17 protein-coding genes are annotated in these 16376 nt (G+C 54.8%); 14 read left to right on the forward strand and 3 right to left on the reverse strand.

The window, feature by feature from the left end:
• The 8 genes from WD071_RS13320 to WD071_RS13355 all read left to right on the forward strand — a co-directional run.
• Window positions 1-530, forward strand: a 530-nt coding sequence (locus tag WD071_RS13320; RefSeq protein ID WP_368048878.1) for a proton-conducting transporter membrane subunit, incomplete at its 5' end; no start/stop codon positions are given.
• Window positions 458-1357 (forward strand): proton-conducting transporter membrane subunit, encoded by a 900-nt coding sequence (locus WD071_RS13325; protein WP_368048879.1) that lies wholly within the window; start codon window positions 458-460, stop codon window positions 1355-1357. The genes WD071_RS13320 and WD071_RS13325, both read left to right, overlap by 73 nt.
• The gene (locus WD071_RS13330) at window positions 1350-3791 is read left to right on the forward strand and encodes a YbcC family protein (protein WP_368048880.1); all 2442 of its coding nucleotides are present in this window, start codon (window positions 1350-1352) and stop codon (window positions 3789-3791) included. Before WD071_RS13325 ends, WD071_RS13330 begins: the two co-directional genes overlap by 8 nt.
• Window positions 3792-3996: 205 nt before the next feature.
• Window positions 3997-4911: a 30S ribosomal protein S6--L-glutamate ligase gene (gene rimK, locus WD071_RS13335; RefSeq protein ID WP_368048881.1), complete on the forward strand. Its 915-nt coding sequence runs from the start codon at window positions 3997-3999 to the stop codon at window positions 4909-4911.
• Window positions 4911-5939: a succinylglutamate desuccinylase/aspartoacylase family protein gene (locus WD071_RS13340; RefSeq protein WP_368048882.1), complete on the forward strand. Its 1029-nt coding sequence runs from the start codon at window positions 4911-4913 to the stop codon at window positions 5937-5939. The genes rimK and WD071_RS13340 overlap by 1 nt, the downstream gene beginning before the upstream one ends.
• Window positions 5920-7299 (forward strand): mechanosensitive ion channel domain-containing protein, encoded by a 1380-nt coding sequence (locus tag WD071_RS13345; RefSeq protein WP_368048883.1) that lies wholly within the window; start codon window positions 5920-5922, stop codon window positions 7297-7299. Before WD071_RS13340 ends, WD071_RS13345 begins: the two co-directional genes overlap by 20 nt.
• Window positions 7300-7325: 26 nt before the next feature.
• On the forward strand, window positions 7326-8171 hold the full coding sequence (locus tag WD071_RS13350; protein ID WP_368048884.1) for a zinc-dependent peptidase: 846 nt from the start codon (window positions 7326-7328) through the stop codon (window positions 8169-8171).
• A 157-nt stretch (window positions 8172-8328) separates the two neighbouring features.
• On the forward strand, window positions 8329-8700 hold the full coding sequence (locus WD071_RS13355; RefSeq protein WP_368048885.1) for a hypothetical protein: 372 nt from the start codon (window positions 8329-8331) through the stop codon (window positions 8698-8700).
• A gap of 51 nt (window positions 8701-8751) precedes the next feature.
• Here WD071_RS13355 and WD071_RS13360 read toward each other — a convergent pair whose 3' ends face one another.
• Genes WD071_RS13360 through WD071_RS13370 form a run of 3 tightly spaced genes read right to left on the reverse strand, consistent with a single transcriptional unit; the run spans window position 8752 to window position 11637 of the window.
• A complete protein-coding gene (locus WD071_RS13360) occupies window positions 8752-9396 on the reverse strand; it encodes a response regulator (protein ID WP_368048886.1) in 645 nt (214 codons plus the stop codon).
• Window positions 9393-10790: an ATP-binding protein gene (locus WD071_RS13365; RefSeq protein ID WP_368048887.1), complete on the reverse strand. Its 1398-nt coding sequence runs from the start codon at window positions 10788-10790 to the stop codon at window positions 9393-9395. Before WD071_RS13365 ends, WD071_RS13360 begins: the two co-directional genes overlap by 4 nt.
• A 13-nt stretch (window positions 10791-10803) precedes the next feature.
• Window positions 10804-11637 (reverse strand): alpha/beta fold hydrolase, encoded by an 834-nt coding sequence (locus WD071_RS13370; protein WP_368048888.1) that lies wholly within the window; start codon window positions 11635-11637, stop codon window positions 10804-10806.
• A gap of 392 nt (window positions 11638-12029) precedes the next feature.
• On the opposite strand from WD071_RS13370, the gene pqqA reads away from it, so the two are divergent.
• The 6 genes from pqqA to WD071_RS13400 all read left to right on the forward strand — a co-directional run bounded on the left by pqqA (window position 12030) and on the right by WD071_RS13400 (window position 16358).
• Window positions 12030-12101 carry a pyrroloquinoline quinone precursor peptide PqqA gene (gene pqqA, locus WD071_RS13375; RefSeq protein ID WP_139141569.1) on the forward strand — a complete coding sequence of 24 codons (72 nt, stop codon included), beginning with the start codon at window positions 12030-12032 and terminating at the stop codon, window positions 12099-12101.
• Between the two features lie 113 nt (window positions 12102-12214).
• Complete coding sequence (pqqB, locus tag WD071_RS13380; protein WP_368048889.1) at window positions 12215-13132, forward strand: pyrroloquinoline quinone biosynthesis protein PqqB; 918 nt, start codon at window positions 12215-12217, stop codon at window positions 13130-13132.
• Window positions 13133-13177: 45 nt separating this feature from the next.
• The gene (pqqC, locus tag WD071_RS13385; RefSeq protein WP_368048890.1) at window positions 13178-13918 is read left to right on the forward strand and encodes a pyrroloquinoline-quinone synthase PqqC; all 741 of its coding nucleotides are present in this window, start codon (window positions 13178-13180) and stop codon (window positions 13916-13918) included.
• Window positions 13915-14187: a pyrroloquinoline quinone biosynthesis peptide chaperone PqqD gene (pqqD, locus tag WD071_RS13390; RefSeq protein WP_368048891.1), complete on the forward strand. Its 273-nt coding sequence runs from the start codon at window positions 13915-13917 to the stop codon at window positions 14185-14187. Before pqqC ends, pqqD begins: the two co-directional genes overlap by 4 nt.
• Window positions 14159-15304, forward strand: coding sequence for a pyrroloquinoline quinone biosynthesis protein PqqE (gene pqqE, locus WD071_RS13395; RefSeq protein WP_368048892.1), 1146 nt, complete (start codon window positions 14159-14161; stop codon window positions 15302-15304). The genes pqqD and pqqE overlap by 29 nt, the downstream gene beginning before the upstream one ends.
• A 91-nt stretch (window positions 15305-15395) precedes the next feature.
• Window positions 15396-16358: a diguanylate cyclase gene (locus tag WD071_RS13400; protein ID WP_368048893.1), complete on the forward strand. Its 963-nt coding sequence runs from the start codon at window positions 15396-15398 to the stop codon at window positions 16356-16358.
• Window positions 16359-16376: the final 18 nt, after the last annotated feature.

Raw genomic sequence — 16376 nt, forward strand, 5'->3', positions numbered from 1 at the left:
CACTGGTGAGCATCGTGTTGTTGCTGATCAGCTTCATCGCCTGGATTGTGCTGCGCTATGCAGCCCGTAACTTCGACCAGGACCCCGATGGCCGGCGCTTTCTGCCCTGGTTTCTGGCAACCGTGATGGCGGTTATCTGCGTGGTCTCCGCTCAGACCCTGGCCGTATTCTGGCTCGCCTGGGTCGCCATCAGTCTGTGTTTCCATCAACTGCTGATGTTCTACCCGACCCGGCCCCGGGCAGCACTGGCAGCGCACAAGAAATTCATCCTGGCACGGATCGCGGAAGTTTGTCTTGCTGTGGCGTTTTTCCTGTTGTGGCAGGCACACGGAACTCTGGACATACCGACTATACTGGCAGCGTACCCGGGGCAGGCGCTGAGCAACGCAGAGCAGTCTGCCGCGATTCTGCTGGCCGTGGTAGCCCTGATCAAATGTGCACAGTTGCCTGTGCATGGTTGGTTGATTCAGGTGGTGGAGGCGCCGACGCCGGTGTCGGGACGGGGGCGGCACTGCTGCATGCCGGGGTGATCAATCTGGGCGGCTTCCTGCTTATCCTGTTTGCTCCCCTGTTCAGCCTGTCGGTTGCTGCGCAGACGCTGGTGATCGTGGTGGCGGGACTGTCAATGCTGATAGCCGGACTGGTGATGATGACCCGCATCAGTATCAAGGTGCGCCTGGCCTGGTCGACGACCGCGCAGATGGCGTTGATGCTGGTGGAATGTGCGCTGGGATTATACGAACTGGCTCTGGTCCATATGCTGGCGCACTCCTGTTACAAAGCCTTTGCCTTTCTCAGCGCTGGAGACGATGTTGCTGATTACCTGCGCGCGCAGCGACGGGAGCAGGTTGCGCCCGAACTGCCAGCCTGGTTGGTGGCGGCCTGCATTATCGTGCCAGGTGTCGCAGTTTCGGCGCTGCTAAATGGCTCGACAGCATTCCCGTTGGCGCCGTGGCTGGTGGTAAGCGCCGCATTGATGATCCTGATTGCCCAGTTCGTGGCGGTGGGTGGCTGGCAGCAGATACTGCGCGCTGCCTGCCTGAGCCTGCTGCTGCTGGTCTGCTATCTGCTTCTCAAAGGCACGATGACCTCGGTGATACCCGCGCACGGTCATGTCTACAGTGCACTGTTCGACTTTTGGGTGATCAGTCTTTTTGCGGTGCAGGTACTTGTTTACCTGCAATTGCAGTACAGGCCCGCGAGCCTGCCCAGTCACCGACTGTTTATTGCCTTGAATGCCGGGTTCTATCTTGATGAATGGATGACCCGATTAACCCTCAAGTGGTGGCCCATATCCTTGCCCCGAGACAACAAAGCAAACCCTGCCGTGCAGCCAGGAGAGATGTTACATGAGTGATCTGACCCAGCAAGTGCAACTGCCGCCGGACAATCTACTACACGAGCCACTGCACGAGGCGATGCGGGCAGCCTGTCAGCGCTTCGCACCAAGTTGGCCACTGGATCGCTCCATCGCGGTAAACCCCTGGTGGGAGATGCGTCAGGAAAAATTTGCTGACGTCGCCGCCAAACTGTCAACACTGGGCGGCATCGACTGTCTGATGCCGGGGACGTATTACCGGCAGCTCTGGGGTGACACTATCCGCTGCGAACATCTGACGCTGGCCTGCCGCGACCTGAACGTTGACGCCAGCGAGGTGCAATTGCTTGCCGCATTGGAAAGTGCGGCTGAGCCGACACGCTGGCTGAACATCGTGGATTACGCGGATGCCATGATTGGACAGCACAACAGGATGACCTGGCAAATGGAGGTGCAGCACCAGATCAGCCAGTTCTGTGGCGCCTATTTCCAGTATCCGGAGCGCATGCAAAGTGCGGGTTCAGCAGAGCAGGGGCTGTTTGATGCCTGGCGCGAAGTCATGAGTTACGACCGCGGCATTGGCATATTGATGAGCTCGCGTCAGATCAACCGGCAGGTTCGATGTTTGCCGATATCAGTTGCGGGAACTTTTCAGGCCTTTGCCGAAGAAGTGCTGACGGCCGATATTGGCCACGCTGCCTGCGCGGATTACGCCACTGCTCTGTTGCTGGATGTTAATGGCTGGACATCGTGGATGGCCTATCAGGTCTGGCAGGATCAACTGGCGGGCCGACAGAACAATCTGATCGAGCAGTTTCTGGCGATTCGACTTGCCTGGGAGCTGTTGTTGTGGCGTCACCTGCAGGCGCAGGGCGCGGTGGACTGTGACCGGCTCAGGCAACGATTTCTGGCGCAGTTTGCCGGCATGCCGGCGAGTTACCAGCAGACCCGCCGGCATCAGGCGCTGCTCTGGGTGTGGCAGCGCGCGCTGGAGTATTCGTATCAACTTGATCTGACGGGAAAATTGCTTAGCGCCGTGCCTGCGCCGGTGCCCAGCCCGACATTGCAGGCAGTGTTTTGTATTGATGTGCGCTCAGAGCCCATGCGGCGCGCACTGGAAGCTCAGGATCCTGGTATACAGACCCTCGGTTTCGCGGGTTTTTTTGGCCTGCCCATTGAGTACCGCAGTGCATTTTACCGCGCGGGCAGGCCACAGTTGCCAGGCTTGCTCAGTCCCGCATACAGCGTGTCCAGGCAGACTGTTACGCCGGCTGAATACCGCAGCAACAGACGATTGCAGCGTCAAGTTGCCAATCAGGATGCTGGTTATGTCGCGCCTGCGTCCTTTGGTCTGGTAGAAGCCGGGGGGCTTTTTAAAGCCTTTGATCTGCTGCGCAACAGTTTTCTCGGTACCAGGCCCGCGAACGCTGGTCTTGCTGCCAATGACAGTGGCCGCTGGGTGTTACATAAACAGGACGCCCCGGTCAGTCTTGATGAGCAAGCGCAATTGCTGGCGTCGATTCTATCGGCACTGGGTCTTACCACGAATTTCGCCAACCTGGTATTGCTGGCAGGGCATGGCAGTCAAAGCGCCAACAATCCGCATGCTGCTGGTCTGGACTGCGGCGCGTGCGGCGGTCAAAGTGGCGAAGTCAATGTGCGCGTCCTGGCACAAATGCTAAACGATACGGAGTTGAGACAGATGATTGCCAGGACCGGCATCGAGATACCGGAGACCACCCGGTTTGTGCCCGCGCTGCACAATACCAGCACCGATGAAATAAGCCTTTTTGACACGCAAAAAAACGTGACGCTGGATATCTGGTTGAAGGACGCACAGCGGTTGGCGCAAAAAAAACGTGCCCCGGAGCTGGCAATAGACAATGCCAATGTCACGCGAATGGCAAAACAATTTCTTGCGCGCACAAAGGACTGGGCGCAGCTGCGACCGGAATGGGGTCTGGCCAACAATGCATCGTTTATTGTCGCGCCGCGCGCCCTGACAAGGCGGCTGGATCTGGCGGGTCGCAGTTTCCTGCATGATTATTCATGGCAGGAAGACCCGTCGTTCAGCGTGCTCGAACAGATAATAACCGCGCCCATGATAGTGACCAACTGGATCAATCTGCAGTATTACGCGTCTGTGGTTGACCCGGTGAAATACGGCAGTGGCAACAAGATGCTGCATAACGTGGTGGGTCGAAATATCGGTGTATTCGAGGGCAATGGCGGCGACCTGAGAATTGGCCTGCCCATACAATCATTGCATGACGGAAAGGCCTGGCGTCACCAGCCACTGCGGCTGAGTGTCTATATTGTCGCGCCACAGACCGCCATCGCAGACATCGTGGAACGGCATGCTGCCGTTAGCGAACTGGTGAATAACGACTGGTTATATCTGTTCGCCTGGGACGCTCAAAGCAAAACGATTGCGCGCTATTATCAGGGGCGCTGGGTACCGATAAACGGATAGGGACTGCCAGTTTGTAGCGAAAGCCAGTCAGAGCAAGGCTTTTCGTTGACCGGCCGGGCCTGGTTTTACATTTGCGGCCAGACCGGCGATACTTATGGCGAGCCTGGGATACACTGACCCGCTGATCCTGCCTGATGGTTCTCCATGTATAGGAGGGCACCCTGGCGAGCCTCCACTATATGAGATTTATTAACAGGATTATTCTATGAAGATCGGTATTCTGTCGAGAAACGCGAAACTGTACTCAACCCGCAGGCTGGTAGAGGCTGCCCAGGCGCGCGGACATGACACCAAGGTGGTGGATGTGCTTCGCTGCTACATGAACATCACTTCAAGTAAACCGGCGGTTTACTACAAGTCACGGGGCGTCAAAGAGGTGCTGAAATTCGATGCAGTCATTCCTCGCATCGGGGCTTCGGTTACCACGTATGGCACGGCCGTGCTCAGGCAGTTCGAGGTCGGTAACGTCTACTCGGTAAACGAATCGGTTGCCATCGCAAGATCACGGGACAAACTCAGGGCGCATCAACTGCTGGCGAGAAAACACGTGGGTATGCCGATTACCGGTTACGCAAATCGTGCCGATGCGACCGAGGATTTGATCGAGTTTGTCGGCGGCGCTCCACTGGTTGTAAAAGTGTTGAGCAGTACCCAGGGCAAAGGTGTGTTGCTGGCCGCTACCGACAAGGCAGCGGAAAGCCTGATAAATGCGTTTCGCGACCTGCAAACGGACTTCCTCGTACAAGAGTTCATCAAGGACGCCGGAGGTGCCGACATCCGTTGTTTTGTAATTGGCGACAAAGTCATCGCAGCCATGCAGCGGACCGCAAAGGAAGGTGAGTTTCGCTCCAACCTTCATATGGGTGGTACAGCAAAATTGATCAAGCTTACTCCAGCCGAGCGTGCATTGGCGGTAAAGGCTGCGAAAGTCATGGGGCTCGATTTGGCCGGCGTTGATATCATTCGCTCAGGTCACGGTCCGCTGGTACTGGAAGTCAATTCCTCACCCGGGCTGGAAGGTATCGAAAACGCCACCGGCAAGGATATAGCTGGTGCGATTATTGAGTATATTGAAAAGGATGTGAAAAACGGTCCGAACAAACTGGTTGGAAAAGGTTAATGACGCTCGACACAAGCAGAGAGCTGCAAGTTGGAGGCGTCACGATTGCTCCCGGAGAAACCAGGCAGATAGAGATACCGGTTGCCAAGCTTTTTGATTATACGGAAATGACGGTTCCCGTAGAAGTAATCAGGGGCAAAGAGGAAGGGCCTGTACTTTTTGTTTCAGCGGCTATCCATGGTGACGAGATCAATGGTGTTGAAACGATAAAAAGGCTTCTGGCGAAGAAAAAGATACTGGCAAAAATAAAAGGAACATTGATTGCCGTCCCGATAGTGAATGTTTTTGGCTTCAATCGGAATATTCGCTACCTACCGGACCGGCGCGACCTGAATCGTTGCTTCCCGGGCTCAGATCTTGGATCACTCGCGGGTCAATTGGCACATATTTTTATGCGCGAAGTGGTCACCAAATGCACGCACGGTATCGACCTGCACACGGCAGCGATTCATCGCAATAACCTGCCTCAGATTCGTGCCTGCCTGGACGATGCCGAGACGCGTCGGCTTGCCATGGCTTTCGGCGTGCCAGTTGTCATTGATTCGAATATTCGGGATGGTTCTCTGCGGCAGGCGGCGGCAGACAATGGTATTCCCATGCTGTTGTTTGAGGGCGGCGAGGCCTTGCGTTATGAGGAGCGGGTGATCAACTCGTCGTTACGAGGCATCCTTGCTGTGATGAAAGCCATTGGTATGATCGAGGGCAAAGGGGTCAGCCTGTCGCAACAAAAAAAGGAGGCCTTCGTTGCCAAATCCAGCTACTGGGTCCGTGCGCCGCACAGCGGCAGTTTACGTGCCAACAAACAACTGGGGGCGCGTGTCAAGACTAATGAATTGTTAGGCGTCATGTCTGACCCGTTTGGCGGTGGCCGGGTTGACGTACGCGCGAAAAACACGGGTATTATTATTGGCATTGCGACATTACCGTTGGTGAGCAGTGGGGACGCGCTGTTCCATATCGCAACGTTTGACGACGCCCGGGAAGTCGAAGACAGGGTAGAGGTGTTTGATGGCTTTCTGGATAACTAAACGCAAAAAAACTGCCATGCTGATCATGTCAGTTCTGTTTTTGTTTGGACTTCAGACTTCGATTGCGCAGACGCCAGCGGATGATACGGTTTCAGAGCCTGACGACGCGCGCATTGCGGCGCGACTGACCACCGCTTATGCTTTGCTGGATGCGCTTGCGGGTGTTGAAGTTCGGGTCGATGAAGGCATTGTGTTGTTGTCCGGAACCGTATCAAATGAAAACCAGGCTGCACGCGCACTGTCGCTCGCCACGCAAATTCCGGGTGTGTTTGCCGTGGAGGATGGCATTCAACGCCGATTCGATGTTGAGGGCAACCTTACGCCCTTGGTGACGCAGCTGAGCACGAATCTCGGTCAGTGGATTGGTGCGCTGCCATTGTTCGGTCTGGCGGTGCTGTTATTCGCCCTGGTGACGTACCTTGGTTACACCCTGGCACGCTGGTCATCGCTATGGCGGCGACTGACACCCAATTCGTTTGTCGCTGAACTCATTGGCCAGGCGGTCCGTGCGGTATCCGTGCTCATTGGGTTGGTGGTTGCGCTCAACCTGCTGGGTGCGACAACAGTCATGGCCACTCTGCTTGGTGGCGCGGGCGTTGCAGGCCTGGCTGTCGGGTTTGCCGTACGCGAAACCATCGAGAATTACATTTCCAGTATCATGCTGAGCCTGCGCCAACCGTTCAGAGCCAATGATCATGTCGTCATTAATGAGCATGAGGGGAAAGTGGTTCGCCTGACGTCGCGTGCGACAATCCTGATGACGCTCAGTGGAAACCAGTTACGCATTCCAAACTCTACTGTTTTTAAAGCGGTAATTCTCAATTACACCCATAACCCGGAGAGACGGTTTGAATTCGAACTGGGCATTGACGCTGACGATGACCCGATTGCGGCGATAGAGCTTGGTGTTGAAACGCTGGTCGGTCTGCCGTTTGTGCTGGTGCAACCAAAAGCCAGTGCGGTTGTTAACAGGGTCGGCGACTCGAGCATTATTCTCACCTTTATGGGCTGGATTGATCAGCAAAAAACTGATTTCGGCAGGGCACGAAGCCTTGCCATCAGTGCGACGAAAATTGTACTGGAAAAGGAAGGCTTTACCTTGCCCGAGCCCGTCTACAAAATTCGTATTGATGACCATACAGGGCAACCATCGGATGTAGACGGCCACGAGAGTAATTCGAATACCGAAGCTCGGCCCCAACCCTTAAAACGAGCACCGCAGCGACAACGGGCGGGCGTCGGGAGTATCGACAGTGACATAGATGTCAAACCTGATAACCACCTGGAAAAAATGGTGAATGATGAGCGTGCAGCCAAAGAAGAGAACGACTTGCTTGATGCGAACCGACCCATTGAATAAATGCGGGCGGGGTTAGCGGGGGCACCATGGACCTTTCAAGCCGTGTGATTATTGTACTGCTGTTCATGCTCGTTGTGATGGTGGCGCTTTGGTTGTTTGTTTACCCCGTATGGCGCCGTAAACAATTGGACAGCAAACCTTTTCCCGATAATTGGGAAGAAATTGTGAAAACGCGCCTGCCGTTCTACCCGCGCATGCCTGTGGAAATGCAACGAACCTTACAGAACCGGATCACGCATTTTGTCGCAGGCAAGCGGTTTGAGGGTTGTGCCGGTCAGGTCATTGATGACAACGTCAGGGTCAGTATCGCGGCGCAAGCCTGCCTGCTGGTCCTGAGCAGGCCCGGTGACTACTATTCCGACCTGCACACCATTCTGGTTTACCCGTCCGGGTTCATCGTGCGGCACGGCAGCGTCGATGACCATGGCCTGGTGTCCGATGAGGAACATGTGCTGGCGGGAGAGTCCTGGAACAACGGCCGTATTGTATTGTCATGGGATGATGTGGAGCGGGGTGCAAGTGACTTCAGCGATGGGTTTAACGTTGTCCTGCATGAATTTGCCCATCAGCTTGATCACCAGAGCGGTGCTACCAATGGCGCTCCATTGCTGGCCAGCCGCCAGGCTTACCAAAATTGGGCGTCCGTGTTCAGTGAGGAGTTTGACAGGCTGCAGGCACTGGCCAGCAGCCCGGATTTTCATCACGCTCATGATGAGGTTCTGGATTTGTATGGCGCCACAAATCCGGCGGAATTTTTTGCTGTCGCCACCGAAGCCTTCTTTGAAAGATCTGGGCTACTTGCCCAGCGGCATCCGCAACTTTTCGCACAACTCTACGAGTACTATGGAATTGATCCGCGCGACTGGTTTTAAACCGACCTGTAGACAAAATGTAATTCCATATTATTATATTCACGGGTTTTGTTTTACCAAATTACTAAGCAGGGATGATTACTCAAGCAACTGCCTGGGACGGCGCATTAGTCGCGAGAGGAGATGAGCTTAAAAAACAATTCAGAGGATTGAAAATATGAAATTTATGACTATTGCATTGCTGTTTTTGTTTCCAGGGATAGTTGCAGCGGACAACTCCTATTCGGGAGTCTGGGAAGTGAATTCAGAGCTTGGATTGAGTTATGTCAGTCTGCACGCCAAAGATGGCTGGATTATTGCGGCCGAACTGGATCCCGACGATGACTCCTGGATAGCTTTTGAAGGAGCCGTCAGCGGCAATGTGGCAAATGTAAACAGCATCTATGGGACCCAGGCAACATACAGCTACGAATTGACATTCACATCACAGGAGTCCGCAACTATCGTACTGAAATCGTGCAACCCGAATCCTGGCTTCGTTTGTCTGGCGCCAGCAGGTACGTCCGTACAAGCAGTCAAGATATTCTGATCATACAGCCGTAGGAGGGCGTAGGGCTTCGTTGCTCTACGCTTGATCTGACTAGGGTTCAATCAGGCCGGCCCGCATGGCAATGATTGCCAGCTCGGCGCTGTTGCCGGCATTGAGCTTTTGTTTGATGTTGTAAAGATGTGTTCCGATGGTTCGTGGGCTCAACGACATCACATCGGCTATCTCCTGTACCGAATTGCCTTTGGCCAGTTCGATAAACACCTTGAACTCTTTTTCGCTCAAGGCATCCAGAGGATTTTTCGATCCTGAGACCTGTTCCACCGCCATTGCCTGGGCAATATCAGGATCCAGGTAAATCTGCCCCTTGTGTACAGCGCGAATCGCTTGCATCAGCACCTCGGCCGCACTGCGTTTAGTCACGTAGCCTGCGGCTCCCGCCTTGAGCACGCGTCGGGCGTGCATGACATCCTCGTGGGCCGAGAGTACCAGAATTTTTTGCTGAGGCTCCTTTGCCAGGACTCTGGCAATGGCTTCAAGGCCGCCAATACCTGGCATGGAAATGTCCATCACCAGCACATCCGGTGCCAGATCCTGAAACTGTTTGATGGCGTCTTCGCCCGACTGTGCTTCGCCGATAACGTCAATGTCTGCAGAGCCCTGCAGCAACAGTCTGAAGCCCATGCGCACAACAGCATGGTCGTCAACCAGCATGACCTTGGTGGGTTTGTTGTTCACGGGGTTTCCTGAGGCAGTGGCAGGGTGGCAAGCATGCTGGTGCCGATGCATGGGTCAGATTCGAAACGTACCTCACCGCCGACGGCCTGCACGCGCTCCTTTATCCCGACAATGCCGAAGCGTTGACTTTCCACCGATTCGCTATCCATGCCTTTGCCGTTGTCGCTGACTTGTATTTCAAGTCGCTCAGGGCTGCCGGCTCGCAATACCAGCGTTACGTTAACATCAGATGCATCCGCATGTTTAACAGCATTGGTCAGGCATTCCTGAACAACGCGGTACACCGTAATATTAAAGTTTTCATCAAAACTGTTCAGGCCCTCCCCGGATGACAGTGAAATTTTCAACTGCGGATGCTGATGGCGATACTGAGCGACAAGCTCCCCTATGGCCTCATCAAGGCCCAGGTGATCCAGAGCGCTTGGCCTGAGCTGTCGAATCATGGAATGCACAACGTCATAGATGTGGGATGCGACCTCGACGATGGTCTGTGCGTTCTGCCGGGTTGCATCCTGCCGGTCGTGACCCCGAGATGCAATGGCTGTGCCGATGGTCTTTATGGCGGTCACGCACTGGCCGAGTTCATCGTGCAGCTCTCTGGCGATAGCTCTTCTTTCTTCTTCCAGTTTGACCTGTATCAGCTGGGTAAACTTCCGGTTCTGCTCCAGCTCCAGCTCGGCAGCCAGGCGCTGTTGTTCTTCCTTGGCCAGCCGGACATTCTCGATAAGCGCGTCCTGCAGTGATGCGGTCATTCTGTTAAAGGTTTGTGAAATGGCATCAAACTCGGGCAACCGGTAACTGTTGAGTCTGACATCATAATTACCCTGCTCAATCTGGGACATCGCGGAGACAATGTCTTTTATGGGTTTCAGTGTATGCCCAAGGGTCAGCAGCACAGCGAAATTAAGTAGCAGGAAGAAGACCAGGATAAACAGGGAAAATCGCCACAGCTCGTCCCATGCATCCAGGACTGATCTGGAGGAGTCAGGTGTGATCAGTATCGATCCTTCCACGAAAGGAAGACGAACTTCGCCAGCCTCGGGCGCAACCAATGAAGTAAACCAGTCAGGTGCCCAGCGACCCTGTTTGTACTCCGACGGTGGCGACTCGTACAACAGGATATTGTTACTGTCATAAAGACGTACTTCATTGGCACGAACCCGGCCGACACTGGTCAGATAGTCCGTCAGGCTGGTCAGTGGGTCGACGCCCTGAGCCGATTCAAGCGGAGTGGGCAGAATGGACTGCAATAATTGAATGGCGACCCGGGTGCCGGCTTCAATTTCCTGATCGATAGCCTTACGCTTGTAGTCGATCAGCATGTACGCCATGACCAATACGCAGGTGATGCCGATCAGTGAAATGGTCAGGCTGACTCGGACGCGCAGGTTCATGGCAGCTCCCAGGTCAGTGATGAACAAGGCGGTCGCGCAGTGCATCGACCTCCTCGCGTAGTATCGGTGCCAGTGCGTATGACAGCGCGCCATGGCCCGCGTTGCCCACCATACGCAGTCTGGCATTGGGCAGGCGCTGACTTAACTGCCAGGCGGTCACGGGCGGGCACACCAGATCCAGCTCGCCCTGCACGATTGTAATCGGCACGTGGATAGCAGGCGCAGTTTCCAGCACCGGCGCATCTGCCAGAAAGCACTGGGATTTCAGAAAGTGGAGCTGCACCCGGGCGCGGTTCAGCAAGGCCTGGCTGGCCTGCAATGCTGGTGCTGGAGCCGTGCCAGGCGATTCAGTCCCGATTCTCATAATCTGCATCTCGTATTCCACCCAGCGTTTTGCTGCTTCGCTGGCGTTGCTGTGGTTTGTGTCCATGACGGCCTGATAGTAAGCGTCAACAAGATCAGGCCCCATACCATCAGCCAGTTGCTGCGAAGCCTGCGGCGCAAAGCGTGCAAGTCCCTGTATGAACCAGGAAACTTCGTTCCCGGTGCCCAGGAAAATACCCCGGAGTATCATCTCCGCAACATTCTGCGGGTATTGCAGCGCATAAACCAGCGCCAGTGTGCTGCCCCAGGAGCCACCAAAAAGGCTCATTTTACCACTGATGCCCAGTGTCTCACGGATGCTGTTGATATCGCCGATCAGCGCTTGTGTGTTGTTGTCCCGCGTCTCGCCAGCGGGCGAGGATTGGCCGCAACCGCGTTGGTCAAACAGCACAACATCGAAAAATTCAGGGTCAAAGTAGCGACGGTGGGTGGCGTTGATCTGGCTGCCCGGGCCGCCATGCAAAAAAAATATCGGATGACCGCCTCTTTTTCCGCATCGCTCCACGTAAAGCGAATGGCGTGAGGAAACCGTCAGCTTCTCGGCAAAGTAAGGCTCTATGGGTGGGTATAGCGTTCTGATGTTCTGCTCCCGACGACTATAGAAAAATTGACGGATGACTATGAAAGCTGTGCTTTTTTACAGTGATACGGGGATTTTGCCAAGAGCGCGGCCCGCAATCTAATGAAAATCATGAGTAGCGATTACTGAAAATGCGGCAGCGCGGTAGTGCCTGCCAGGGCCAGAATCGAATGGTGTTGTGGTCAGCCCTGTGAAACTGGCTGAGCACAAGACCCCGGAACACCGGGACAACCCGGCTCTTGTAAAAGGGCATAACTACAGTGGAGATAACACCTATGTGGACTAAACCAGAATACACCGAAATGCGTTATGGCTTTGAAGTTACCATGTATTTCGCCAGCCGTTAACAGCCTGTGGGCAGGCTGTTAACACAGTCTGCCCAGGGTTTTCGGTGCAGGGTTTTCGATGCAAGGTTTTCGGTGCAAGGTTTTTGTGTAAGAATTTAGTGTAAGGGCAGTTTATGAGAGTACGCGTTCTGGGCTCCGCCGCCGGCGGTGGCTTTCCGCAGTGGAACTGCAACTGTCCGAATTGTGACGGTGTGCGCAAGGGCACAATCAAAGCCTCACCCCGCACCCAGTCCTCGATTGCCATCAGCAGCGACAATATCAACTGGCTGCTGTTTAACGCATCACCCGATATTCTGGCCCAGTTCCAGCGTTTCCCTGAACTACAGCCGGGCCGTGCCATCCGTGATACAGCGGTCAGTGGCATCGTGTTGATGGACGCCCAGATCGACCATACCACAGGCCTGTTCATGCTGCGTGAGGGTAAAACGCCGCTCGACATCTATTGCACGGACATGGTTCATGAAGACCTCACCCAGGGCAATCCCATCTTTGATGTGCTGGGCCATTTTTGTGGCGTGTCCTGGCATCAGATTCCGACCGCAGTGGGGCACACCTTCGAAGTGGACGGCATCGCCGGTATTCGACTCACAGCCATTCCCCTGAGCAGCAAAGCACCGCCGTTTTCGCCGCACCGACATGATCCGCACGAGGGCGACAATATCGGCATTCAGCTGGAAGATACACGCAGCGGCAAAAAGCTGTTCTATGCGCCGGGGCTGGCCTCTATCGAGCCGCATCTGCTGCCATTTATGCAGCAGGCCGATTGCCTGATGGTGGATGGCACTTGCTGGACCAATGACGAAATGCAGGCGCTGGGTATCAGCAACAAGTTGTCCCTTGATATGGGGCACATGCCCCAGTCGGGTCCCGGTGGCATGATTGAGGCACTGCGCCCCTTGCCAGCGACACGCAAAATTCTTATTCACATCAACAATACCAACCCCATCCTGCGTGATGACTCCAGTGAGCGGCAGATTCTGCAACAGGGGAATATCGAAGTCGCCTTTGATGGTATGGACTTCAGTCTTTGATAGCTCTTTTAGCGATCCATTACCAGCCAGTTCAGGAGTTTGTGCATGACAAGTGATACCGAGGCGCCCTGGTCGATTGAAGAGTTCGAAGCCCGGCTGCGCGCTAAAGAAGCCTGTTATCACATTTTTCATCCCTTCCACATTGCCATGAACAGCGGGCAATGCACCAAAGCACAGGTTCAGGGCTGGGTGCTGAACCGCTTTTATTACCAGATCATGATTCCCATCAAAGATGCGGCCGTGATGGCGAATATGCCGGAGCGGGATCATCGCCGACTATGGGTACAGCGTATTCTGGATCATGACGGCGCCGATGGGGAAGACGGTGGCATCGAGGCCTGGCTGGCACTGGCGGAAGCGGTGGGTTTAGCGCGCGACGAAGTCACTTCCCTGCACAAAGTGACACCTGGCGTAAAATTTGCCGTCGATGCCTATGTCAACTTTGCCCGAACCGCGCCCTGGCAGGAAGCAGTGTGCTCTTCGCTGACCGAGCTGTTTGCGCCGACCATTCACCAGAAGCGCCTGGATAGCTGGCCGCAGCACTATCCATGGATTGATGCCAATGGTTATCAGTATTTTCGCAAGCGTTTGTCAGAAGCACGACGCGATGTCGAACACGGTTTGCGGGTGACGCTGGTGCATTTCAAAACGCGTGCAGATCAGGAACGGGCGTTAAATATTCTGCAGTTCAAACTCAATGTGCTGTGGACCATGCTGGATGCCATGCAGGTCACCTACGGCATCGGTGAGTCCAACAGCGGTGCCATCGCGAGGATGAATCAATGAGTCTGCCGGTCAGCACGCCGCTAAAATTTGCCCGACAGTACAAACTGCAATGGGAGACTGCTCAGGATGCCTGGGTTCTGTTGTACCCGGAAGGCCTGATCAAACTGACCGGCAGCGCCGGTGAAATTCTCAAACGCATTGATGGCGCAAGCAGCGCGCAGGACGTTATCAGCAGCCTGCAGGCTGCCTTTCCGGAGGCAGATCTGCAGCAGGACGTCATCGATTTTCTGGAGCATGCCCATGACAAAGGCTGGATCACCGTCGCCTGACAACATCAAGCCGCCACTGTGGGTCAACGCAGAGATCACCTACAAGTGTCCCTTACACTGTGTGTTTTGCTACAACCCGCTGAATTACGCGTCGACCTTTGAAAAGGAATTGTCCACCGATGAGTGGATAAAAGCGCTGCGCGAAGCGCGTGAACTGGGCGCCGTACAACTGGGTATCTCCGGCGGCGAACCCTTGATGCGTGATGATGCGGAAGAGATTGTCGCCGAAGCCAGCAAGATGGGTTACTACGTCAACCTGCTGACCTCCGGTATAGGCCTGACGGAAAAACGCATTGCTGCCTTCAAGGCGGGTGGCCTGGATCAGATTCAATTGTCGTTTCAGGACTCCACCAAAGAAATGAATGATTTTTTGTCCAGCACCCGCACCTTTGACCTCAAACTCAAGGTCGCCAGACTGATCAAGCAGTACGACTACCCCATGGTGCTGAACGTGGTGCTGCACCGGTTGAATATTGATCATATTGAACAGATACTCGAGATGGCCGAGGAGATGCAGGCGGATCATGTGGAGCTGGCCAACAGCCAGTATTATGCCTGGGCCCTGAAGAACCGGGAGCACCTGATGCCCAGCCGCGAACAACTGGAGCGGGCAGAAGCTGTGTGCAATGAATTTCGTGCTCGCCTGGGCAATAAAATGAAATTGTATTTTGTGGTGCCCGACTACTATCAGGATCGTCCCAAAGCCTGCATGAACGGCTGGGGTACGGTGTTCCTGAACATTGCGCCAGACGGAATGGCGCTGCCCTGTCACGAGGCCCGCATGCTGCCGGGGCTCGACTTCCCCAACCTGCGCGACCACGATGTGCGCAGTATCTGGTACGAGTCAGATGCCTTTAATGCTTACCGTGGCGACAGCTGGATGCAGGAACCCTGCCGCAGCTGTGACGAAAAAGACAAGGACTTTGGTGGCTGCCGCTGTCAGGCCTTCATGTTGACCGGCGATGCGCGTAATGCTGACCCGGTCTGCAGCAAATCCCCTCACCACTCGCTGGTGACTGACCAGGTAGCGCTGGCGCAGCAGCCCCGGTTGGCAGATGATGAGGTGCGCCCGCTGATCATCTTTCGTGATGACGGGAATTCTCGTCGGCTGTCATGACAAGGCCGATTACTCATGGGTGCTTAACGGCATGAACTGATTTCCGGCTGCGTGCACGTTGATGCTTAGGGAAAACGTGTATAATCAGTCCATGAAAACACCTGATGTTCCTGACAATGAGAGCCAGCGTCTGGCGGCTCTCGCCTCACTGGATATCCTGGATACTGGCCCGGACGAGCGCTTTGATCGGGTCACCCGACTGGCCGCCAGGTTTTTTGATATGCCCATCGTCCTGGTCAGCCTGATAGACCTGGACCGGCAATGGTTCAAATCCCGACACGGGCTCGCTGCTACTGAGACCCCGCGTGACATTTCTTTTTGTGGTCACGCAATTAACAATGACGCGCCGTTCATCATCCACGATACCGCCACTGACGAGCGCTTTCATGATAATCCACTGGTCACTTCCGGCCCGCAGATCCGTTTCTATGCGGGTTGCCCGCTCATCCTGAAGGACAACATCAAGTTGGGCACACTTTGCCTGATCGATAAAAAACCACGGGAATTCAGTGACGAGGATGCCAGGGCACTGCAGGATTTTGCCGGCATCATTGAAAGTCAGATTCAGGTGCTTTGCATTGCCACCACCGATGAGTTGACCGGCCTGAACAACCGACGGGGCTTTATTGCCCAGAGTAACCACAGCCTGAAAATATGTGCCCGTCATGGCATGCCCGCGTCCCTGCTGTTCATCGACATTGACAGGTTCAAGATTATCAATGATACCTTCGGTCACAGTGTTGGTGATCAAGCCCTGCAGGCCTTTGCCCGCCTTCTGCAGGAGAATTTTCGCGAGGCCGATGTATTGGGGCGACTGGGCGGGGACGAGTTTGGCGTGCTGCTGGTCAATACACAAGCGGCGGATGGTAAAACTATTGTCGAAAAATTCGAGGAGGCCCTGCGGTCCTTTTACCCCAGCCAGGCCTACGAACTGGAATGTTCCTTTGGGCTTGTAGACTGTAATCCGGAAGTCGCGCCTGATATTGAAGCCATGCTGGCGGAAAGCGACCAGAGTATGTATACCCACAAGAATCAGAAAAAAGACGCTTCTTAGCTACCGGGCCTCCTGAGT

This window comes from Pseudohongiella sp. (assembly GCF_040877505.1).
Lineage (GTDB): Bacteria > Pseudomonadota > Gammaproteobacteria > Pseudomonadales > Pseudohongiellaceae > Pseudohongiella.